Genomic DNA, 20,207 nt, shown 5'->3' with positions numbered 1-20,207 from the left:
GGGGGCACTAGCCGTCTTCAACAAATCCGGTCGGCAGGCAATGCACAGTCGCGACGTCAAGGCCTTGAATTGAATCGCCGAAACGGGAGTTATTAGGAGTCTGCCACGATAAACCATGTCCTTGATGTTCGATCTTTGCAGGCCTGTGTTGACACGACCACCTGGACAGTTGGTGCCCGCACAAATTTCAGTGGCCGGTCTGATACTGCTCGACGATGTCCCCTTGGACACGGCCACGGGCGTTGACCTTGAGGCCCTTTTCAAGTGCCCACTGCCGGATAGCCTTGGCGTCTCTGCTGCCCGCGGGCGGTTGGCGGAGGCCAGGCCGCCCGCGCGCGCCGGAGGATTTACGTGCGGCCTCGATAAACCGGCCGAGCGTCTGGCGAAGTTCACTGGCGTGCTCTCCGTTGAGGTCGATTTCATATTCGATGCCATCGATAGCGAACTCCACCGTTACAATGGCTTCCGACCCATCGAGGTCATCCTTGAGAACAATTACCGTCTTGCGCGCCATGTTGAAAACATTATCAATCAATCACCGATAGTGCTGTCGCGGTGTTTTACAGCGCCATTGGGATACGAGGAGTTATTCCGAGCGGTGAATTTGCTGTCTCACTGTCGAGTCGTGGACGACGTGGACGACGTGGCCGATAGTTTCGTACTTGAGCGGGTCGGCATTCCCGAGGTAGAAGGCCAGGCCCGCCCCGGCGATGGTGGCGGAAGTAGTTGAACGCGGGGGCCATGGTCACGGTCAGTAGCGAGAAGGTCCCGAGCAGCTGCCGGGAGCACGAGCGCGGAGGACGAGCAGACAATCCCCAGATCGCAGGCCCGGGCAATAGCGTCTGCAACGAGTCCGACAGTCTGGCCGAGGCCGGCGACGTTGAATCCAAGCGTGCTATTGGTTCAGACACCCTCTTGCTTCCGAGCTGCCCTGTCGAGGGCTTCCAACGCCCGCGCGTTGTCAGCCGCGTCCGTAAGGTCGTAGCGGAGCAGCGTTCCATCCACTCGAGGTGCAGGGCATTGGGAAGCGCAATGTAGACAGCGTCGATGTCCGGGGAAGCGAGCAGCGCGTCATAAGAGCCAAACGCCTGTGGGACACCGTGCTTGTCGGCGTACTCCCGGGCCCTTTCCTCGGTGCGGGACGCGATGCCTACGACCTCACCATTTTTCGTTTCCTGCAACGCAGGAATTGTCTTTCGGACAACTCGGGCGGTGCCCAGTACGCCCCAACGCAATTTCTCGCTCATTGAAGTCTCCGGCAGTGCACCTGAGGACCGGGCGTGCGTCCGTAGGCCGCCCTTGCTGTCTTGATGGCCGAAGGATGCGGTACCGCCGTCATCACGCCTGGGCGGGTCCTGCCTCGTTCAGGCAGCCATGGTCACCGACTGGTCGCCCTCTGCCAGCCGTGTCGGCAGCGGTGGGGTGCGACTGCACCCCACGCGGCTTCTTCCGGTGTCCGGTCGTGTTTCAGGCCTCCAGGAGAGGATAATCCCCGTCCATGGTGCTCAGGGTTTCCATCCAGCAGGTGGCTTTGATAGCGGCGTCCAGCCCTGCGAGGGCTTCGGCCGTGGCCTGCGCGGAGTCGTGGCGGGGGTTCAGTATGTCCCCGCTCATGACGATGCGGCCGTCCACAGCCAGCTGTGCGAGCTGTCCGCGCAGGGTCTTCAGTGCCTCGTAAACGTCGGTGGCGTCTCTGGTCTCCATGGTTGCCATTCTCTTAGGAGGTGCCCGCCTGTGCCGGTCGTCGCCTCGCCCATCACCGTCTTGAGGACGGAGAAGGTCCTTATCGCTCAGCTCAGTCACCCCGCCCGCCGGTGCCCGTGGGGAAGCCGGCAATTCCGGTTACATCTTGGATCTCAAGCGCATCGCCGAGTCGGTGAAAACAGTGCAGATTGTGGCTGATCTTACCGAGTTGCGAGCCGAAGTGAAGGTCGCCTCCACGGCCAGGCTGTTATATCTCGACGTGGCCATCCTGCACCCACAACAGCCGCGGAACCAGGCAGGTAACGGAAGTACAAACCGTGGAGCCCTGTAGGGGCGTTGACAGCAGCCACGCCTTACGTTTGGGCTTACGCAGAAGGAAAAACCAACACCATGAACGCCATTCCTGGGCCTAATTTCGGCCCAAACGTCCGCTTCAGTGATCCAAAGACAACACCGCAAGACGGACGAGGAGCTGGCTGACGGCCGGATTCATCCCTTCGACTCCGGGTTCTGAGGGTAGCCCGCGGAACGGAAGAAGGTGTTGCGTTCAGGTCCCTTAGGCGGCGGTCCGTGACAAACGGTCCGGGTTACCTCCCCGCTCCCGCTGCCTTCCTGATACACCGGGGGAGTGCCAAGACTACGAACCGTCTAGCCGAGGGAGTGTCTGAATAACGGTGGATCTGAGGTTGGCCGGCAGTGTGGAACAAGGAGGCAACGGCACTGATTTGCACTGATCGCCGTCTAACGGGACCTGGGGGCCAAAGAATGAGGACAACGTTGCTGTGTGACAGGAGCCGGCTGCGGTGTCCGGAGTGCTCTATGGATCCGTTCCGATTTTTAATCAGTACAGGAACGGTGCTAGTCGTGACGTCAGTTCGCGGGCCGCTTCCGCATGTTCACAGATAGCAGGGAACCGTTCCGAGGGGCCCGAGAGGCAGAGGGCTGCGCCGGCGGACCCGTCCGGCAGTCTTACTGGAAGTGCCAGGCTGGCGGTTCCCTGTGCTAATTCGTTGATTTCCGATGCCTCGCCTGTGAACCGTATTTCCGCGAGTTGCTCTTCCAGTTGCCCCCTGTCTGTGATCGTGTGCTGCGTCAGCTTCATCAATGGCTCTCCCTGGGGAGGGGAGGCCGAGTCGCCGAGTTCAGCGAGCATCAGTTTCCCTGCGGCGGAAGCGTGTGGATACCGGAGCATTTCGAATGCTGGTTGGAGCGGGTAATCCGGATCTTCATCTGCGATTCTGAGGGAACCGTTCCGGAACATGATGAGGTGCACTGCGAAGCGGTTTCCATGGCGGAATTCAGCTATGACGGCGCGGGCCGCCGTGGTAACGGTGGGCGGGGTCGCAGCCGTAATCAGGCCTGAAATTGCGTGTCCGAGTGCGAATCCGCGGAGGTCGGAGGTGCGGGCCAGGTATTCGTCCGCGACGAGCGCATTCAAAACCCGGTAGGCGGTCGCCGGGGGCATTTGCAGAGCATCAGTGATCTCTTTCGCGGTAGTCCCGGTGCCGAACCGTGCCACGATCTCCAAGATCCGGAGCGGGTTTGACGTTGTGCTGGGGCCGGAGTGTGTGGGTCTGTAGGTCATGGGGTGGGCTTGCCGTGAAACAGGTCTATTTCCCGGGTCTCGTCGTAGATGCCCACGGACGCCAGACGATCAGGTAATCGGAGGCGAAGGAACAGGGCGTAAAGGATGCTGGCGAGGAGGACACCGCCGTAGACGAAGGTCTGCAGGTTGCCTGTGTGAATTGATACCGTCGCAGACTGCCAGAGCACGGCCCCAAGGACCAGAAAGGTTGCCGTTCCCAGGATCCAGCTCGCGTAAGTGTCCTCCCCGATCCGGCGCAGGAAGAAGGGCATGGACACGCTGGCAAGGATATAGGCCCCAAGGTATCCATAGGCGCCCAGCGTGAAGAGGTTCACGAGGCCCTGCTCGGGACTGGCACCGGAGATGATGACCGCGATGGGAACGATGGCAACTACCGGCATGACGACCATGATTGCCATCGAGGGGGTTCGAAAGGCGGGATGGGTCCGGCCGACTATTCGCGGTGCAACGCCTTCTCTGCCCATACAGAAAAATATCCGGGCGAGGGCATTCACGGATGCGATCGTGCACGCAAACCACGACGCTGCGATTCCCAGGTCAAGGACCGCGGCGAAGGCAGGGGAAGTCTGTGAAAAAAGGGCTGACAACGGAGTTGAGCTGGCTGCGATGTTTAACGGTGCCCCGTTGAGGGCTATGTCCTCGGCGGTCGCGGCAAGAATAAAGAGCACGCCGGTCACGATGGGAGTCCATGTGATGGCCCGCGGGACGCTGACAAAGGGCCTGTATGCCTCCCCGCCTAGGGTGGTCGGGCATTCGAAGCCGACAAAGGCACTTACGGCTACGACGATTCCGATCGATAGCGAATCAAAATTTCCGTTCCAGGCAAGCACGCTCGCGACACTGACCTTCGGCGCGTTGACGGCGAAGTAGACAATCATGAGGACGGCGAGGACTCCAATTGAAATGGATTCGACCGAAAACGTCACCAGGGCGGATACCTGGATGCCGCGCACCATGAGCAGGCAGGCGGCGGCAGCGGCGGCAAGAATGACCAGGACCGCGATTAGCCGGGGATCCGGAATCGGGACTCCGAGGTTGATCAGCAGCTGGACGACATAGGTGCCAACAGCCAACAGACTGGCCATGGCAACGAGGCCGTAACCAAACATGGCCGACCAGCCAGCGGTGATTGCCGACCGTTGGCCAAGTCCCTTGGCTGTGTAGCTGTAGAGGCCGCTGACGGCAGCCATGCGCTTTGCCATCGGTCTCAGACAGAAGGAAACCAGGACCATGACCGCCATGGCCGCCCCGAATGTCAGCACAAGGTTCGGTCCGGTTGATCCAAAGACAAGACCCGGAAACACAAGAGCCGGAATGACGGCCATCGCACCCGCCGGCGCCACCCCGGCTACTGCCTGCGCGAAGACGGGCAAGAAGGAAAGCTTCCGGCGCCTCAGGCCCTCTACCGGGGAACGGGGAGTAATGAAGCGGTCACCGCTGGCAGACACTATTTACCAACTTTCCCTCCGACGGGCACGCTCGCCTTGCTTCTGAGGGGACGCAAGTAATCGGCCCGAGGTGCAGAACATTAGCATTCCCGGGCCGTCTGCGATAGCCACTACCATGTTTCCGAATGTTTCCAACATGTTAACTGCAATGGGAAAACGTGGTCCGGAATTTCTCAGTGAAATCTTTATGAATGACTCGCCTAAATGAATTCCCTGCCGTATTTTTGATACATGAAGTGAATGCTTGTGACCGGCATCACGCCAGGTCTCGGCTTGAAAAAGGCATCTGAAACGTCATCGGGCACCGAGAAACGCCGGCTACTTGGTTTGAAAGGAATTGATCAGCATGACACGAGAACAAGCCTTTGCCGGCTGCCCCTCGGACTCGTACGTGGAGTTCTACGGGGGCCAGTGGCTGGTCATCCCGTTTGCGCCTGTTGAGCAGCCATCCTTTTTTAGCTGCTTGCCTGGGCGTAGACAGGATACCCGTAGCTCGTAGCGGAGCCTGGCTGACCCTCTGGAAATAGAGGATGTCAGGGTTTGCAGACGATTCCTTTAGGACCCCCAATCGGGGTTTCTGAGGTAATCTTCAGCGCAATCTCATATGCACCAAGGTGCAATTTCGTATACCCAAAAACGCTGTCCCATATCCACCGATAAAGCAGTCTCCTATGCACCAAAGATGGACGGTTCTGACAATCCAAGAACCTTTTGTGTCTATTGGTCCCGCAACGGTGACACCGCTTACCAGACTAGGCACGAGGTCCGGGCGTGTGTGTGGGTCAACAACTCCGTGCCTACACTCTCGGCTTCTTCGAAGCCGGTTTCCGGAGTACTTGGGGATCCTCATCCTGAACAGGACCAATCAAGGAGATAATCATGACTATCAGCAGTGAAGCTCAAGCCGTTGTTGGGACGGCGCATCCGTTGGATCCGTTGTCGCGGGTGGAGATTTCCCGTGCGGTTTCGATTTTGAAGGAGGGCCCGGCTGCGGGGGAGTCGTTCCGTTTTATCAGTGTTGAGTTGCGTGAGCCGTCCAAGGCGGATTTGCGTAATGGTGTGCAGGTGGCGCGTGAGGCGGACGCGGTTCTGGTGGACCGGGCTCAGGGGCGTGCGTTCGAGGCGGTCGTGAGTCTTGAGACGGGCACGGTGGATGCGTGGAGGCAGCTTGCTGCCGGTGTTCAGCCGCCGTTCATGGTGGATGAGTTCGCCGAGGGTGAGGAGAGTTGCCGGAAGAATCCCGAGGTTCAGGCTGCTTTGGCCAAGCGCGGGATCACGGATATGTCCTTGGTGTGTTTCGAGCCGTGGTCCGTGGGTTATTTCGGTGAGGATGATGAGGGCCGGCGTTTGATGCGTGCCCTGGTTTTTGTTCGGGACGAGGCGGACGATAGCCCGTACGCGCACCCGATCGAGAATTTCATTGTGATCGTGGACTTGAATTCCGGGGAGGTCGTCAAGCTTGAGGATGACCAGGCGATCCCGGTTCCGGCCGCTTCGGGTAATTACCTGCCCAAGTACGTCGGTCCGGCCCGTACGGACCTCAAACCCATTGAGATCACCCAGCCCGAGGGTGCGTCGTTCACGGTGACGGGTAATCATGTGCAGTGGGCTGATTGGTCTTTCCGGGTTGGTTTCACCCCGCGTGAGGGTCTGGTCCTGCACCAGCTCAAGTTCCGGGATCAGGGTGTTGAGCGTCCGGTGATCAACCGGGCTTCGTTGTCGGAAATGGTTGTTCCTTATGGTGATACGGCCCCGGTGCAGGCGAAGAAGAACGCGTTTGATTCCGGTGAGTACAACATCGGTAACATGGCCAACTCCCTGACGTTGGGTTGTGACTGCCTGGGTGAGATCAAGTACTTCGATGGTCATAGCGTGGACAGCCTCGGTAACCCGTGGACGATCGAGAACGCGATCTGCATGCATGAGGAAGACGATTCCATTTTGTGGAAGCACTTCGATTTCCGTGAGGGCACCACCGAGACCCGGCGCAGCCGGAAGCTGGTGATTTCCTTCATTGCTACGGTCGCGAACTATGAGTACGCGTTCTACTGGCACCTTTTCCTTGACGGGAGCATCGAGTTCCTGGTCAAGGCCACCGGTATTCTTTCCACTGCCGGGCAGAAGCCTGGTGAGAAGAGCCCGTACGGTCAGTCCCTGAACAACGATGGCCTGTACGCCCCGATCCACCAGCACATGTTCAACGTCCGGATGGACTTCGAGCTTGATGGTCTGAAGAACGCCGTTTACGAAGTGGACATGGAAATCCCCCGGGAGAACCCCACCCATACCGCGTTCATGGCCGTGGATCGTTTGCTGGAGACCGAGAAAGCCGCGATCCGTAAGACCGATTCGGGCAAGCACCGGTTCTGGAAGGTCGTCAACCACGAGAGCAGGAACATCGTGGATGAACCGGTCGCGTACCGGTTGATCCCCACCGATGGTATCCAGCTCGCGGCCGGGGACGAGTCCTACGTCTCCAAACGTGCCCAGTTCGCCCGGAACAACCTCTGGGTCACCGCTTACGACCGGACCGAGCGCTTCGCCGCCGGGGAGTTCCCGAACCAGTCCACCGGCGCCGATGACGGCCTGCACGTCTGGACCGAAAAGGACCGGAACATCGTGGACCAGGACCTCGTGGTCTGGTACACCTTCGGCATGCACCACGTCGTCCGTCTCGAAGACTGGCCCGTCATGCCCCGCCAGAACATCGGCTTCATGCTCGAACCCCACGGCTTCTTCAACCAAAACCCCACCCTGAACCTCCCCACCGAAACCCGGGGCACCAACGGCGGGCACTGCAGCACAGGAAACGAACAATGAGCCGGCAGAGCTCCGTGGGGAACGCTCCTTCCCGGTCGGGTTCCCAGCCGGGTAAGTTGAAGGCCAACACCCTGGGGTTGTGGGATGTTGTTTTCATGGCTGTCGCGACGTCTGCACCGATTACGGTCATGAGCGGTAACGTTCCGATTTCGGTGGGTTATGGCGTCGGAACCGGGACTCCGGCAACGTACATCTGGGCGACGGTGATCTTGTCGGTTTTTGCGGTCGCGTATGTCACGATGGCCCGTTACGTGACGTCGACGGCGGCGTTTTACGGATTTATTTCCCGTGGGTTGGGGCGTGTGTTTGGTCTGGGGACCGGTTATATGGTCACTTTCAGCTACATCGTCTTTGAGGCCAGCATCATCGGTATTTTCGCTTACTTCGGTCAGTTGGCTTTCAAGGATCAACTGGGGCTGGATGTGAATTGGGTGGTCATTGCGCTGTCCGGTCTGATCCTGATCGGAGTGCTGACTTACTTTGAGATCAGCATGGCAGCGAAAATCCTGACGTTGCTGCTGGCTACCGAGATCGGGATTCTGGCCGTCATGGCCTTCGGTGTGCTCTTCCACGGCGGAGGCCCTGACGGGCTGATGCCTCAGACGCTGAACCCGGTAAATGTGTTCCTGCCAGGCGGCCTGTCGGTCGCCGCACCGGGACTGGCGATGTTCATCGCGTTCTGGTCCTGGACCGGGTTTGAATCGACGGTGATGTACGGGGAGGAATCCAAGAACCCGAAGAAGATCATCCCTATCGCCACGATGATCGCGGTCACCGGTGTCGGTGTCTTCTACACGTTTGTCTCCTGGATGTCTGTTGCCGGTAACGGTGGCGCGCAAGCCATTGCCTTGGCGCAAAGCGCCAATCCCCTGGACATGTTCTTCCACCCCACGGACGTCTTTGTCGGCCACGGGTGGGTTCTGGCCATGGAATGGCTGATGATGACCGGATCCTTCGCTTGCGCCATGGCTTTCCATAACGCCGCGGCACGGTACATGTATTCGCTGGGACGGGAAGGAGTGCTGCCCGGCGTCTTTGGCAAGACCCATGCGAAGCACGGGTCCCCGCACGTCGCGTCGTTTGTCCAGACAGGCATTGCAATCACGTGGATCCTTGGGTTCTTCTTCTTGAATCAGGACCCCTACGCGGATCTGTTTACCATTCTGGCTGTCCTCGGGACCTTCTCGCTCCTGATTGTGCAGACCCTCACCATGGCCGCCGTGTTCAACTACTTCCGACACCATCACCCGGAAGAAAAGATGTGGCGCACCAAGATCGCTCCGATACTTGGTGGAGCGGGAATGGTGTGTGTTGTCATCATGATGATCACGAACCTGGATACCGCTGCCGGGCCTGCGGCCTCGACCTTGCTCTTCAAGCTCATCCCTTACATCACCGTCGGGCTCTTCGTCGTGGGTGCAGGCCAGGCCCTTTACCTGCGGAAAACCAACCCGGTCAAGTACGAAACCATCGGCCACGTTGCCCTCGCTGACGACCACGGCCTGGTCCTGGATGAAGAAGACGTCACGCATCTTAGCCCGGTCGAGCTCGGTGTCGCCAAGGCCCTGCAGGAGACCCGCGGGAAGCTCACCCTGAGCGATGAACTCGAACTCGAACGCGAACTCGAACGGGAGGACGACCTGCGCTAGAGAAACAGCCGGTTCCCGGTGCGGCCCGCAACCGCACCGGGAACCGAACCCCTAAGGACGCCATCGAGTCGCTGCGCGCAAACGGCCAACTCGCCTTTAACCCCAACAAACACCGCACCCGCCCCAATTAGCCAGAAAGACCCACACATGCGCGTTCACATCGCAACCCACTCGAGACTAGGGGTTTGACCATGGCATCTCATAAAGCTGAGACGGGGCTTCGGATCGCGGACGGGGTGTTGGTCCTTGTTTTGGCGCTTATCACGCTGTTTATGGCATGGCTTCCCGGAACGGACATATTGTTCGGGATCGTCCTGAGCGTTATGGCCGCTCTTGCCCTGCTATTTGGTGTAGTCGTTCTGGTCGGCAAGACGAAGGCCGGCCCGGTGACACGAACTCGACGACGATGGAAGTATGTTTGCCTGCTCGTCTACATCGTCCTCATGGTCATCATGATCATCGTGACTATTTCTGTGACATCTGGCCACCCCTCTGGGAACGGGCAGTGGGGCCTGTTTCCCGCCCTATTGGCGTTGTTTCTGGTCCAGTTGTACGAGCCTGTGGGAACCGGACGGTCCACGGCTTCCAGCCTGAACGACGGCAATGCCCGGGCCTACCGAAGAATTGGCCTCCTTGCTTTGCTTGGGGGAATCGTGCTCGGAGGCATGGGCGTTTTGGCTGCGGTGGCTGGTAATCCAACTCTTCCCGCCCAGCTGTTCCCGCCTGCGGTCTTTTGCCTGGTCTTCGCCGTCGGGATCTGGATGATGCTGAGATCGCGGAGGCAACAGGGGTCTCACCAGTAATGTCCGGCGCTGCAGGGGCCGTTGTTTTCACTTCGAAGAAGAACTGCATGACCCCGGAGTTCTGGCCTTGCGCGTCTTGGGCCTGTGCCTGCAACTGGTACACTCCGTCGTCCAGTTTCGACGGGCTTGGTCAGGACGGGTACTCTCCGGACCCCGGCTGGGAGATGGGGCCCGTGCCGAAGATGTACTGGCCCTGGCTGTTGAAGACGGACATCCAGATGTTGATGTTCTGCCCCGCTGCACCGTCCGGGTCACCGACAGCCAGGGTATAGATCGGGTGGTCCATCCGGGTCACGTAAGTGGACGCTACTCCGGTGTGCCCACCTCCCAGACGGGCTCTTGGTGCTTCGTGGGGAAATGGATATCAGGGCAGGTCTCAGGCCGTCCTCCGGACAGCACTTCTCAAGAGAAGAACCGATTCATCATTGCCTGGGTTCCGGTAGCCGTGGGCTGTGCGTTCGACATTTTTCCTGGCGCTCTTTTGCCTCTACCTGCCCGTGGTCGCACCGGTGACAATGAGAACTTCAACCTCTTTCCACCACCGGCACCCGTGCCACGGCGCCGGACGGGCGAAGGGCCAATCTCCGGTGCCCTTGTGGTCCCGGCCGTCGACGATTCCCAGGACCTGGCCGGTGTCCAGATCCACGATCGTGGTTATCCACGGATCATCGCTAAGGTTCCATGCCTTCGACTCCGGGTCCTGGAGGTAGCGCACGGAACGGAACCGGCGTTGCGTCCCGGTCCCCTTAGACGGCGATCAGTGTCAATTGGTCGTGGTTGCTGCGTGGTTCCGTGCTGCCGGTCAGTGTTATGCGGTTTTCTTGGTGCTGTTTTGAAGTGTCTAGGCTGCGTATGGTTTCGCCGAAGACGTCGTCGGGGTGGAGGCGGCGTAGTTCTTCGGCGAGGCAGTCCCGCAGGCTGCGGTGTGGGAGGGAGATCCGTTGGGCGGGCTGGCCTGGTTGGGTGAGTTCGGCGATGGTCAGGCCTGGGCGGTGCAGCCGGATGTCGCCGGAGGCCAGGGACAGGCGGACGCCTCTGATCCCGTGGTTGGTGGGGTCCGCGACGATCGTGACGGGGGCGTCCAGGGCCCGGTGGAGCCAGGCGGCCAGCAGCATGGTGCTGGGTGAATCGGAGGCGCCCTCGACCTCGATCGCCGTGACGGACCATGCATCTACTTGGTCCAGGGCGGCGGCGAGTTGGATGCGCCAGTTGCTCAGGCGTGTCCAGGCGAGGTCGGTGTCTCCTGCCCGGTAGGTTTCCCGGATCCGGGCCAGTGCTGCTGCGGGGTCGGGTTCGTTGGCGGAGTCGGTGATCCGGCGGTGCGCGATGCGTCCGATGGAGGTCTCGCAGGCGTTCTCGGGGGCGCCGTTCGGCCACCAGGCCACGATGGGTGCGTCGGGCAGGAGCAGGGCCGCGACGAGGGATTCGCTTTCCTTGGCGAGTTCCCCGTAGCCGCGCAGCACGATGACTTCCGAGGCCCCGGCGTCCCCGCCGACCCGGATCTGGGCGTCGAGGCGGGTCGGTGCCTGGGCGCCGGCGTCCGCGAGGACGATGATGCGGCAGGGGTGTTCGCGGCTGGCGTCGTTGGCTGCCTCGATGGCTTCTTCTTCCAGCCCGGATGTGGTCACGACCACCAGGGTCAGGACGCGTCCGAGGGCGATCACGCCTCCTTGCTCGCGCAGGGAGGTGATCTTCTTGGAGATCTTGGAGGTGGTGGTGTCCGGCAGGTCTACGATCATGGCCTTCTCCAGGTTCGTCCGTCGCGGGCAAGCAGCTCATCGGCCGAGGCCGGGCCCCAGCTGCCGGGAGCGTAGGGTTCGGGCTGTTCGTCCAGGGATGCCCAGTAGTCCTCGAACGGGTCAAGGATCTTCCAGGACTCCTCGACTTCGGCGTGCCGCGGGAACAGCGGGGGTTCGCCCAGGAGCACGTCCAGGATGAGCCGTTCGTACGCTTCGGGGCTGGACTCGGTGAAGGAGTGCCCGTAGCCGAAGTCCATGGTCACGTCGCGGACTTCCATCTGCGTGCCCGGGACCTTGGACCCGAACCGGATCGTGGCGCCCTCGTCGGGCTGGACCCGGATCACCACGGCGTTCTGACCGAAGTCATCCTCCCCGTGCCCGCGGAAGAGCAGGTTCGGTGCGCGTTTGAACACCACGGCGATCTCCGTGACCCGGCGCCCGAGGCGTTTACCGGCACGCAGGTAAAACGGTGCCCCGGCCCAGCGCCGGGTATGGATATCCAGGCGGATCGCGGCGAAGGTTTCGGTCTTCGAATCGGCCGGGATGCCGTCCTCGTCCAAATACCCCTGGACCAGTTCCCCGCCTTGCCAGCCGCCGGTGAACTGGCCCCGGGCCGAGTGGGTGGACAGGTCCTCGGGCAGCCTGACCGCGGCCAGGACCTTTTCCTTCTCGGCCCGCAGGTCATCGGCGTTGAAGGAAATCGGCTCTTCCATGGCCGTCAACGCGAGCAACTGCAAAAGGTGGTTCTGGATCACGTCCCGTGCCGCCCCGACGCCGTCGTAATAGCCTGCACGGCCCCCCGTGCCGATGTCCTCGGCCATCGTGATCTGGACATGGTCCACGTAGTTCGCGTTCCAGAGCGGTTCGAAGAGCTGGTTCGCGAAACGCAGTGCCAGGATGTTCTGGACCGTTTCCTTGCCCAGGTAATGATCGATGCGGAACACCGCGTCCGGCGGGAACACGGACTCCACAATGTCGTTCAGCTGCCGGGCGGATTCCAGGTCATGACCGAAGGGCTTCTCGATCACCACCCGCCGCCACTGCCCGTCCCCGGCCTGGGCCAGACCGTGGCGGGAAAGCTGCCGGCAGACCTGCTCGAAGGCCTTGGGCGGAATCGAGAAATAGAACGCATGATTCCCCCGCGTCCCGCGGGTCTCATCCAGCTCATCCAGAGTCTCGGCAAGCCGCCTAAAAGCGTCGTCGTCGTCGAACTCCCCCTGCACGAAACGGATACCCTCGGCAAGCTGGCCCCACACCACCTCATCAAACGGCGTCCGGGAATACGCTTTGACGGCTTCCTTTAGCCCAGCCGCAAAATCCTCATTCTCCCGGTTCTGCCGGGCGAATCCGACCAGCGTGAAGCTTGGCGGCAACAGCCCCCGGTTGGCGAGGTCGTACACGGCGGGCAGGAGTTTCTTACGGGCAAGATCACCGGTGACTCCGAAGAGCACCAGCGATGACGGCCCGGCGATGCGGTTCAGGCGGCGGTCCCTCGGGTCCCGGAGGGGGTTATGCCCGGACCTGACACCCGCATCAAGGTAAGTAACAGACATTGTTGCCTTCTAGCTTTTACGAGCGGTGCGGCCATCGACCGACGGTCACGAGAGGATCTGCTCGCGGGTCTCACCAAAGGGAACCGTGTCGCTGAGCGCGAGCGTATATCGATGAGGATCATGGCGGGTGACCAGGATGCCTCGAATTTTTTGGGGTAGCGCTACTTGCCGGAGCATGGCTTCTGCATCGTCGAGCAACTCCTCAAGCCGAGCAGGCTCGGTAACGAGGACTTCCAAATGCTCCGCGGTCTGACCACGCATGCTACAGCTTCCTTCCCAGGGACCAGGGTCCCCCCAAATGTGCCACCCCTCATATGCGGGTGTGGTGTGTCTTAGATCGAATACAGCGTGATGGGATCATCACGAACAAAAAGACGGCGGGAGCCGGTGCCGTTCTCGATGACCCAGAGCAGGTGGCCGTCCTCGGCACGGTCATCGACGAAGGCTATGTACAGGAACGAACCATCGGACCAGACCTCGACACAATTCCCGCGCTGCAGGGAAGCCCATTCCTGGACAGGCTGCTGCTTGGGTACCCTGCGCCTTCCTCCGGCTGTCTTAAGTGTCTGAATCATGCCTGGCCCTTACGCCCAGAGGTGGTGGCGTCCCGCAGCCCTGAGGCCGCGGGACGCCACCGTAACTCGGATGCCTAGACGATCGCGGCGCGCAGTGCCTTGGCTGCCAGGGCCGGGTCGGCTGCACCGTAGATCGCGCCGCCGGCGACGGCGACATCAGCGCCGGCCTGCTGCACGGCGGCGATGGTGGACAGGTTCACGCCACCGGCCACGGAGAACGGAACACGCGCTTCGGCTCCGGCGCTGAGCAGACCGTTCAGGTCGTAACCGGGCTGAGCCTGCTCGTCCAGGCCCGCGTGCATCTCGACGAACTTCGCACCCAGCGCACGGACTTCCTTCGCCCGGGTAACCTTGTCGGCCACACCGATAAGGTCAACCACGATGCCCTTGTTGTGGGCCTTGGCTGCCTTGACCGCACCGGCGATGGTGGAGTCATCAGCGCTACCCAGCACGGTAACCAGGTCCGCGCCGGCCTTGAAAGCGATATCGGCTTCAAGTTCTCCCGCGTCCATGGTCTTCATGTCAGCGAAAACGATCTTGTCCGGGTGGGCTTCCTTCACAGCAGTGACGACAGCAAGCCCGGCAGCCTTGATCAACGGGGTACCCAACTCGATGATGTCCACGTACTCGGCGACCTTGCCGGCCAGTTCGAGAGCGTCTTCGGTCGTGAGGAGGTCCACGGCAACTTGGAGTTTCATGATGATTTTATCTTTCTGTAGGGAACTGCAGAGATGGTGATGGAAAAAACGGGGGCCCCGCTAAACCGGGACCAGTAACCCGGGGGTGGTTATTCGAGGTTGGCGTGCCTGAGCCACAGCTGTTCAGCCGGTTCGTCGGCGTTTTCCCACAGCGACTGGAACAAAGCCTCGGTAGCCAGGAACAACACCTGCTCGAACAGGGAACCGGAGTACTGGCGCGAAACACTCGAACCATGATCGGTCTTCTGCGCGGCAGGAATGATCACCAACGCGTCGGCCAGCCCGGCCAGCGGCGATTCCCGATTAGTGGTGAACGCGGCAATACGCGCCCCGGCCTTCGCCGCGGTCTCCGCGGACTTGACCACACCCGAGGTCGTTCCCGACCCCGAAGCCACCAAGAGCAGGTCCCCGGACGCGATTGCCGGAGTAGTGGTATCCCCGGCAATATGGACCGTCAAACCCAAATGCATCAGCCTCATCCCGGCCATGCGCAACACCAGACCGCTCCGGCCCGCCCCGGCGACGAACACCCGGCCCGGCTGGCCCAGATGCCCCGCAAGACCGGCCAACTCCTGCACATCAATCTTGGCCGCCGTGTCCGCGATCTCATCCCTGACAAGCGCCAAATTACGCACAATATCACTCGTAGTGCTATACACCGCACGCGTCGCGTTAGCTGTCGGATTCACGATTTGGTCCCTTCGATTCGGCAATCGGCCATAAAGGCCGAATGGGTCCTTCTGATTGATATCCATGATCTCGAAGCAAACCTGCAGGGGTAACGCTATTTTCTGACGGTTCTAACTACCCTTAAGGATTGGGGTACGCGGAACAGCCTCCGGTAGACGGTCCGAGCGCGTGAAACGCGCAAGTTCCGGTTGCGCCGATGGTTCCTTAGCCAGAATCTCGCCGTCGGTTTACGACATTTGCCGATAGGGCCGGATGGGTCGTGTTGCTGGCCGCCGTCCCCTTATCGTGATTCACGCGAAGCCACGGACAGTTGAGTGGGAGCAACAGGAGGATGAATGGATAGGTCCAGTTTTCGATTTGTATTTGGGTGCCCGACGAAATAGCCAAAGAGGCCAAGTGACGTTGAAGAACAAAGGGGAGTACCCGGGACGCTGGCCTTCAAGATGAGGACCGACGGCGAGTAGCCCGTCAGCTATCGCCGGAGACAATTCGTGGACACGGCAATTGCCGTGATCGGCCGGGAATGTGTGGCTAGCGCGACGACTCGCATAATCGCCGACGTGGCTCATCTTCCCCACAGCCAGTCTCCGTGACATTCAACTGGCCACCTATGATCGCGGAGCTCAGACTCCAGGGGCGACGGGTCTATCGCCGCTACCGGGCTGGTGGTTCCGTGTTGATGGGCATATGGCGGGCCTAACCTAATGTGGAGAAGTTGTGATTGAGTGGAGCATGGCTGCACTCATAGAGGACTATGCGTTGCTATCGGATCTTCAGACCGGGCCTCTTATATCCCGGGACGGCAGTGTGGACTGGCTCTGTTTCCCGCGTTTCGATTCGCCGTCCGTGTTCAGTGGAATTGTGGGCACCGATGAGCACGGCCGCTGGCTGTTGGCTCCCAGCGAATCAGGTGCTGTGGTTGTCGATCGACACTATCTTGACTCGACCTTCGTGCTCCAAACCATCTGGGAGACCGGTGGCGGAAGCGTCCTGGTTACCGATTTCATGCCGCTGGGGGATAACGGTTCCTCCCTTATCCGCCGGGTTACCGGTTTGGCTGGCAGCGTTGAGATGCATCAGGAACTTCGGATCCGCCCGGGATATTCAACGGTCGTGCCTTGGGTGAGTCGTGTCCGGGACAATGCGCCGACGGCGGCTCCGGTCCTGTTGGCCATGGCCGGTCCGGATGCTCTGGCGCTAAGAGGACCTCATCTTCCACAAGCCCATGCGCACGGGCACGAGGGAAAATTCCTCATTTCAAAGGGCGAGAAGGTGGATTTTGAACTAACGTGGTTCCCCTCCCACCGCCCCCTGCCAGCAGCGGTTGACGTTGATGCTGCTCTTGAAGAAGCCACTGAGTACTGGAGCCGCTGGGGAAGCCACTGCCGGCAAGACGGCGCCTATGGGAGTGCGGTGAAACGTTCGTTGTTAGTACTGCGGGCCCTGACGCATTTTGAAACCGGCGGCATTGTCGCAGCTCCCACGACGTCCCTCCCGGAGGATTTCGGCGGATCACGGAACTGGGACTACCGGTATTGCTGGTTGCGCGATGCGGCCCTGACGCTGGAATCGATGCTGACCCACGGTTATGAAACGGAGGCGCTTCAGTGGCGCAACTGGCTCCTTCGGGCACTGGCCGGCAACCCCGAGCAAATTCAGATCATGTACGGGGTCGGGGGAGAACGGGAACTTCCTGAACGCGAGCTCAACCACCTCCCCGGATATGCGAACTCCAAGCCTGTTCGCATTGGAAATGCGGCCGCTTCACAGTTCCAGGCCGATGTTGTCGGCGAAGTGATGGTGGCATTGGAAAGACTGCGTATGGCCGGAGGTAAAGAAGACCATTTCTCCTGGGCCCTTCAGCGGGCCCTCTTGGGATTCGTCGAAAGACACTTCGATGACAAGGACTTCGGCCTTTGGGAAATGCGCGGCCAGGCACAGTACTTCACCCACTCACGAGTGATGATGTGGGCCGCCTTCAACAGCGGGATCCGGGCAGTGCGGATCCACGGACTATCCGGAGATATAACGAAGTGGGAGCATCTGCGTGGCCGGTTGCGCGAAGAGATAATGCGCGAGGGATTCGACCGGAGGATTAACTCCTTTACCCAGACCTACGGCGGAGGCCAAACCGACGCTGCGTTACTCGTCATTCCACAGGTCGGTTTTCTCCCCTACAACGATGAACACATGCTCGGCACAGTCGCACGGCTGGAAAAAGAACTCCTCACCGACGACGGTCTCTTGCTGCGCTATCGAACAGAGAGCGGCGTTGACGGCCTGGAACCGGGCGAACATCCTTTCCTCGCATGCTCTTTCTGGCTCGTGGAACAATATGCCCGCACAGGCCGTCAGGCCGAGGCAACAATGCTCATGGACAAACTCGTCGGGTTTGCCAACGAGCTCGGCCTGCTTAGCGAAGAATACGCAACGAACGAACGACGGATGGCCGGCAACTTTCCCCAAGCATTCTCACACCTGACCCTGGTCAGAGCCGCCGACGCCATCCACGGCGTCGACCGCCTCAGCCTGGCCGTCGAAGCAGCAGTTTAATACCTGGCCGGCCAGTGCAATGACCAGGCGCTGGATCAGGGGCGTGGTCTCCCGGACTCGTTCGAGCATGGCCCAGGCAGCAGTCGAATAGTCATCCGCAACATCCCTTCGCTATACGAACTCAATGGGTGTTCTCTCAGCCCGGCCAGCAGGGCGTCCTGTGTCCCGGGAACAAACCCTATTCCCAATCAGGGGACAGAACTGTGGAATCCGGAATGCCTCATCAAGTCCTCAGCCGACACCGGTCAAACGGTTCTTCCTGGAGCTCAGCGGCAACGGCGCCGGAATTGTGCTGCCCGACGCCGATCCCACCTGTTCTCTCCTCCGTGAAGATCACCAGTGCGTTTCCGCTGGCGAAAGGCATGACTGCCTCAGGGAGCAGTTCGGGTCAAGAACCCAGAACGTATTTGATTCGCCGCGCCGAGGGTAAGGAGCAGATGGCGGTGGGCGTTTTGCCGGTCCGTACGGCACTGGCCTCTGATCTGCTGGTTCGCCGGCCGGCTATTCGCGAGAGCGCCGCGCCCGAGATCCGGGCAATGAAACGAAGGAGCGGCCACCACAGCCCGGACTCGGTCGTCTTGCGCTGTGGGCTCATTCATTTAGCCCACGTAATTGGACGACCCAGGCGGCCCACCCAAAAAGGTAGTTTTGACCATCCTGAATTAGCGTATCCCCTACCCGCAAATGGCTGGACGATGGATGCACACCAACCGCAGTTCCCTGCAGAAAGAAGCAACATCATGAAACTCCAAGTTCCCTTGGATCTCGTCACCGTCGAAGACGACGCCCTCGAACTGGCCGGCGAGGCCTATGCCACGGCTGACGACCGGATCTGGGCGCACGAGACGGCCCGGAGCTACCTCACACCGCTCACCACGATCGTCTATTCGCATTTCGGCCTCCCGAAGAAGGTGGCGGCATGAACGAGGCAGAGCGGCGTCTCGCGCAAGCCGCGTACCTGCTCCGCAACATGCTCGCCGCAGGCGTGATCGACGTCCCTCAAGTATTGGGAATCCTCGAAGGCAGACCTCAGCTTCTACTCGTGGAGGAGGGCAAAGCGGCATGAGTGAACGGACATTGCATGGCTGAGCGCACGTGGGAAGGCGTTGCGGACTGAGCTCTGCCGGGACCGTATGCACAGCGACCGCTTGAAACCGCTTGAAGAAGGCACTCATCGCCGATCCCCGCAACCAGCGAGTCCACGATCTCCAGCGCAAGCAGAAGCACGGCAAGACCGAACTGCTCGCCTCCTCGGCAGGCTGAACCTGCCTCCGGTGATCGTGCCCCTGATCGAGGCCGCCGGGTTCTCCGCCGTCACCGGCGTCAAGGCGGCGCACCCGGACAAGATCGTCCTCGCCGACCTCAAGACCATGGATGCCAAGAACTAGAAGCCGACATCGCCTTCAAAGCCGGTGCCGACCTGGTCACCGTACACGGGTCCGCCGACGACTATGCCACCTTGCGGACTTTGGTTTCGGCGGGCAGGAGAGTCGGTTCGGGACCCATCAGGTTCTTGTGGAATTTGTCGGACATTAGAAGGTCTTGCCTACCGAGCCGAGATGCTTTGCGGCTTCCGCGATCTCCTGCACGGTGGAACCCGAGCCGCTGTGGAGCACCAGATCAAACGGCTTGTCCTTGCCGTTGCCCGGCTTGTAGAAGCCGTGGACGTTGCCGAAGGTCGACGCCGGCTTCCTCGCCACCGACCGTGCCTATTTCAGCCTCTTCTGCGATGCGGGGCTGTAGTTAGGGTGCCCTCTCCACTCACTGCGAGGATCGCGTCGATACGGTTCTGGGTGCGTAGAAAGTCGGGTGCCGTTGAGTTCCTACTCTCGGCCTGCCCAGAATCCATTCCGCTTTGGCGGAACCCGCACCGGGTCCCTGGGTGGAGCGCTGGTTTAGTTGGTGATTTCGCCGGTGGTTTCGTAGGTGGCGATCTGGCCGATGCGGCGTTCGTGGCGTTCGGCGTTGGTGAATGGTTCGGTCAGGAATGCTTTGATCAGTTCGGTGGCTTCGTGGACTGTGTGTTGGCGTCCGCCGACTGCGACGACGTTGGCGTTGTTGTGTTGGCGGGCGAGTTTGGCGGTGTCCAGGTTCCAGGCCAGGGCCGCGCGGACGCCTTTGACTTTGTTCGCGGCGATTTGCTCGCCGTTGCCTGAGCCGCCGAGTACTATGCCGAGGGCGTCCACGCCCGCGGCTTGGTCGGCCACGACGGCAGTAGCGGCGTTAATGCAGAAGGCCGGGTAGTCGTCTTCGGCGTCGTAGGCTGCGGGTCCGTGGTCCACCATTTCGTAGCCGTGGGCGGAGAGTGTGGTGATGAGGTGCGAGCTTAGTTCCATACCTGCGTGGTCGGTTGCGATGTGAACGCGCAT

Annotated in this window: 24 protein-coding genes and 3 pseudogenes; 10 read left to right on the top strand and 17 right to left on the bottom strand. The window is 60.7% G+C overall.

The window, feature by feature from the left end:
- Positions 1-187: 187 nt before the first annotated feature.
- Complete coding sequence (locus ABD884_RS22220) at positions 188-535, bottom strand: histone-like nucleoid-structuring protein Lsr2 (RefSeq protein ID WP_345052039.1); 348 nt, start codon at positions 533-535, stop codon at positions 188-190.
- Positions 536-741: 206 nt separating this feature from the next.
- Here ABD884_RS22220 and ABD884_RS22215 point away from each other — a divergent pair, with 206 nt between their 5' ends.
- Positions 742-1,038: a hypothetical protein gene (locus ABD884_RS22215; protein WP_345055351.1), complete on the top strand. Its 297-nt coding sequence runs from the start codon at positions 742-744 to the stop codon at positions 1,036-1,038.
- Positions 1,039-1,052: 14 nt separating this feature from the next.
- Here the strand turns inward: ABD884_RS22215 and ABD884_RS22210 are convergent.
- Positions 1,053-1,247: pseudogene (locus tag ABD884_RS22210) on the bottom strand (Gfo/Idh/MocA family oxidoreductase); the annotation flags it as partial.
- Positions 1,248-1,467: 220 nt separating this feature from the next.
- On the bottom strand, positions 1,468-1,704 hold the full coding sequence (locus ABD884_RS22205; RefSeq protein WP_345052037.1) for a hypothetical protein: 237 nt from the start codon (positions 1,702-1,704) through the stop codon (positions 1,468-1,470).
- A gap of 145 nt (positions 1,705-1,849) precedes the next feature.
- Here ABD884_RS22205 and ABD884_RS22200 point away from each other — a divergent pair, with 145 nt between their 5' ends.
- Positions 1,850-2,035 (top strand): hypothetical protein, encoded by a 186-nt coding sequence (locus tag ABD884_RS22200; RefSeq protein ID WP_345052032.1) that lies wholly within the window; start codon positions 1,850-1,852, stop codon positions 2,033-2,035.
- Between the two features lie 510 nt (positions 2,036-2,545).
- Here ABD884_RS22200 and ABD884_RS22195 read toward each other — a convergent pair.
- Positions 2,546-3,289 (bottom strand): IclR family transcriptional regulator, encoded by a 744-nt coding sequence (locus tag ABD884_RS22195; protein ID WP_345052026.1) that lies wholly within the window; start codon positions 3,287-3,289, stop codon positions 2,546-2,548.
- The gene (locus ABD884_RS22190; protein ID WP_345052018.1) at positions 3,286-4,758 is read right to left on the bottom strand and encodes an APC family permease; all 1,473 of its coding nucleotides are present in this window, start codon (positions 4,756-4,758) and stop codon (positions 3,286-3,288) included. Before ABD884_RS22190 ends, ABD884_RS22195 begins: the two co-directional genes overlap by 4 nt.
- Before the next feature lie 682 nt (positions 4,759-5,440).
- Between ABD884_RS22190 and ABD884_RS22185 the strand changes: the two genes are divergently transcribed.
- The 4 genes from ABD884_RS22185 (at position 5,441) to ABD884_RS22170 (ending at position 10,030) form a co-directional block, all read left to right on the top strand.
- Positions 5,441-5,635 (top strand): hypothetical protein, encoded by a 195-nt coding sequence (locus tag ABD884_RS22185; protein ID WP_345052014.1) that lies wholly within the window; start codon positions 5,441-5,443, stop codon positions 5,633-5,635.
- A 2-nt stretch (positions 5,636-5,637) separates the two neighbouring features.
- Entirely contained in the window at positions 5,638-7,578 is a 1,941-nt protein-coding gene (locus ABD884_RS22180) for a primary-amine oxidase (protein WP_345033404.1), read from the top strand.
- The gene (locus ABD884_RS22175; RefSeq protein ID WP_345033409.1) at positions 7,575-9,227 is read left to right on the top strand and encodes an APC family permease; all 1,653 of its coding nucleotides are present in this window, start codon (positions 7,575-7,577) and stop codon (positions 9,225-9,227) included. The genes ABD884_RS22180 and ABD884_RS22175 overlap by 4 nt, the downstream gene beginning before the upstream one ends.
- Positions 9,228-9,418: 191 nt before the next feature.
- Positions 9,419-10,030, top strand: a complete 612-nt coding sequence (locus tag ABD884_RS22170) for a hypothetical protein (protein ID WP_345052010.1) — start codon at positions 9,419-9,421, stop codon at positions 10,028-10,030.
- Between the two features lie 130 nt (positions 10,031-10,160).
- Here ABD884_RS22170 and ABD884_RS22165 read toward each other — a convergent pair whose 3' ends face one another.
- The 8 genes from ABD884_RS22165 to hxlB form a co-directional block, all read right to left on the bottom strand.
- A complete protein-coding gene (locus ABD884_RS22165) occupies positions 10,161-10,325 on the bottom strand; it encodes a hypothetical protein (RefSeq protein ID WP_345052005.1) in 165 nt (54 codons plus the stop codon).
- A gap of 192 nt (positions 10,326-10,517) precedes the next feature.
- Positions 10,518-10,745: a hypothetical protein gene (locus ABD884_RS22160; RefSeq protein WP_345052002.1), complete on the bottom strand. Its 228-nt coding sequence runs from the start codon at positions 10,743-10,745 to the stop codon at positions 10,518-10,520.
- A 31-nt stretch (positions 10,746-10,776) separates the two neighbouring features.
- Complete coding sequence (locus ABD884_RS22155) at positions 10,777-11,769, bottom strand: glucose-6-phosphate dehydrogenase assembly protein OpcA (protein WP_345033393.1); 993 nt, start codon at positions 11,767-11,769, stop codon at positions 10,777-10,779.
- Positions 11,766-13,322: a glucose-6-phosphate dehydrogenase gene (gene zwf / locus ABD884_RS22150; RefSeq protein WP_345051997.1), complete on the bottom strand. Its 1,557-nt coding sequence runs from the start codon at positions 13,320-13,322 to the stop codon at positions 11,766-11,768. The genes ABD884_RS22155 and zwf overlap by 4 nt, the downstream gene beginning before the upstream one ends.
- Positions 13,323-13,367: 45 nt before the next feature.
- On the bottom strand, positions 13,368-13,583 hold the full coding sequence (locus ABD884_RS22145) for a hypothetical protein (protein WP_345033375.1): 216 nt from the start codon (positions 13,581-13,583) through the stop codon (positions 13,368-13,370).
- A 71-nt stretch (positions 13,584-13,654) separates the two neighbouring features.
- Positions 13,655-13,897: a hypothetical protein gene (locus ABD884_RS22140; RefSeq protein WP_345033372.1), complete on the bottom strand. Its 243-nt coding sequence runs from the start codon at positions 13,895-13,897 to the stop codon at positions 13,655-13,657.
- Positions 13,898-13,971: 74 nt separating this feature from the next.
- Positions 13,972-14,595, bottom strand: a complete 624-nt coding sequence (hxlA, locus tag ABD884_RS22135) for a 3-hexulose-6-phosphate synthase (RefSeq protein ID WP_345051995.1) — start codon at positions 14,593-14,595, stop codon at positions 13,972-13,974.
- An 89-nt stretch (positions 14,596-14,684) separates the two neighbouring features.
- Positions 14,685-15,284 carry a 6-phospho-3-hexuloisomerase gene (gene hxlB / locus ABD884_RS22130; RefSeq protein WP_345049957.1) on the bottom strand — a complete coding sequence of 200 codons (600 nt, stop codon included), beginning with the start codon at positions 15,282-15,284 and terminating at the stop codon, positions 14,685-14,687.
- Between the two features lie 733 nt (positions 15,285-16,017).
- On the opposite strand from hxlB, the gene ABD884_RS22125 reads away from it, so the two are divergent.
- Entirely contained in the window at positions 16,018-17,838 is a 1,821-nt protein-coding gene (locus ABD884_RS22125; protein WP_345051990.1) for a glycoside hydrolase family 15 protein, read from the top strand.
- Positions 17,839-18,061: 223 nt separating this feature from the next.
- Here the strand turns inward: ABD884_RS22125 and ABD884_RS22120 are convergent, their stop codons facing one another.
- Together ABD884_RS22120 and ABD884_RS22115 are read right to left on the bottom strand one after the other, a co-directional pair.
- Positions 18,062-18,202 carry a hypothetical protein gene (locus tag ABD884_RS22120; RefSeq protein WP_345051987.1) on the bottom strand — a complete coding sequence of 47 codons (141 nt, stop codon included), beginning with the start codon at positions 18,200-18,202 and terminating at the stop codon, positions 18,062-18,064.
- 24 nt (positions 18,203-18,226) lie between these two features.
- A complete protein-coding gene (locus ABD884_RS22115; protein ID WP_345051984.1) occupies positions 18,227-18,433 on the bottom strand; it encodes a hypothetical protein in 207 nt (68 codons plus the stop codon).
- A gap of 145 nt (positions 18,434-18,578) precedes the next feature.
- Between ABD884_RS22115 and ABD884_RS22110 the strand changes: the two genes are divergently transcribed.
- The 3 genes and pseudogenes from ABD884_RS22110 to ABD884_RS22100 all read left to right on the top strand — a co-directional run.
- Positions 18,579-18,761 carry a hypothetical protein gene (locus tag ABD884_RS22110; protein WP_345051980.1) on the top strand — a complete coding sequence of 61 codons (183 nt, stop codon included), beginning with the start codon at positions 18,579-18,581 and terminating at the stop codon, positions 18,759-18,761.
- On the top strand, positions 18,758-18,904 hold the full coding sequence (locus tag ABD884_RS22105) for a hypothetical protein (RefSeq protein ID WP_155854296.1): 147 nt from the start codon (positions 18,758-18,760) through the stop codon (positions 18,902-18,904). Before ABD884_RS22110 ends, ABD884_RS22105 begins: the two co-directional genes overlap by 4 nt.
- A gap of 217 nt (positions 18,905-19,121) precedes the next feature.
- Positions 19,122-19,298: pseudogene (locus tag ABD884_RS22100) on the top strand (orotidine 5'-phosphate decarboxylase / HUMPS family protein); the annotation flags it as partial.
- A 99-nt stretch (positions 19,299-19,397) separates the two neighbouring features.
- Here ABD884_RS22100 and ABD884_RS22095 read toward each other — a convergent pair.
- Positions 19,398-19,523: pseudogene (locus ABD884_RS22095) on the bottom strand (class II fructose-bisphosphate aldolase); the annotation flags it as partial.
- A 210-nt stretch (positions 19,524-19,733) separates the two neighbouring features.
- Positions 19,734-20,207: a ribose-5-phosphate isomerase gene (locus tag ABD884_RS22090; protein ID WP_345033439.1), complete on the bottom strand. Its 474-nt coding sequence runs from the start codon at positions 20,205-20,207 to the stop codon at positions 19,734-19,736.

Source organism: Arthrobacter methylotrophus, from assembly GCF_039539965.1.
GTDB lineage: Bacteria > Actinomycetota > Actinomycetes > Actinomycetales > Micrococcaceae > Arthrobacter > Arthrobacter methylotrophus.
This window is presented reverse-complemented; position numbering and strand designations above follow the sequence as displayed.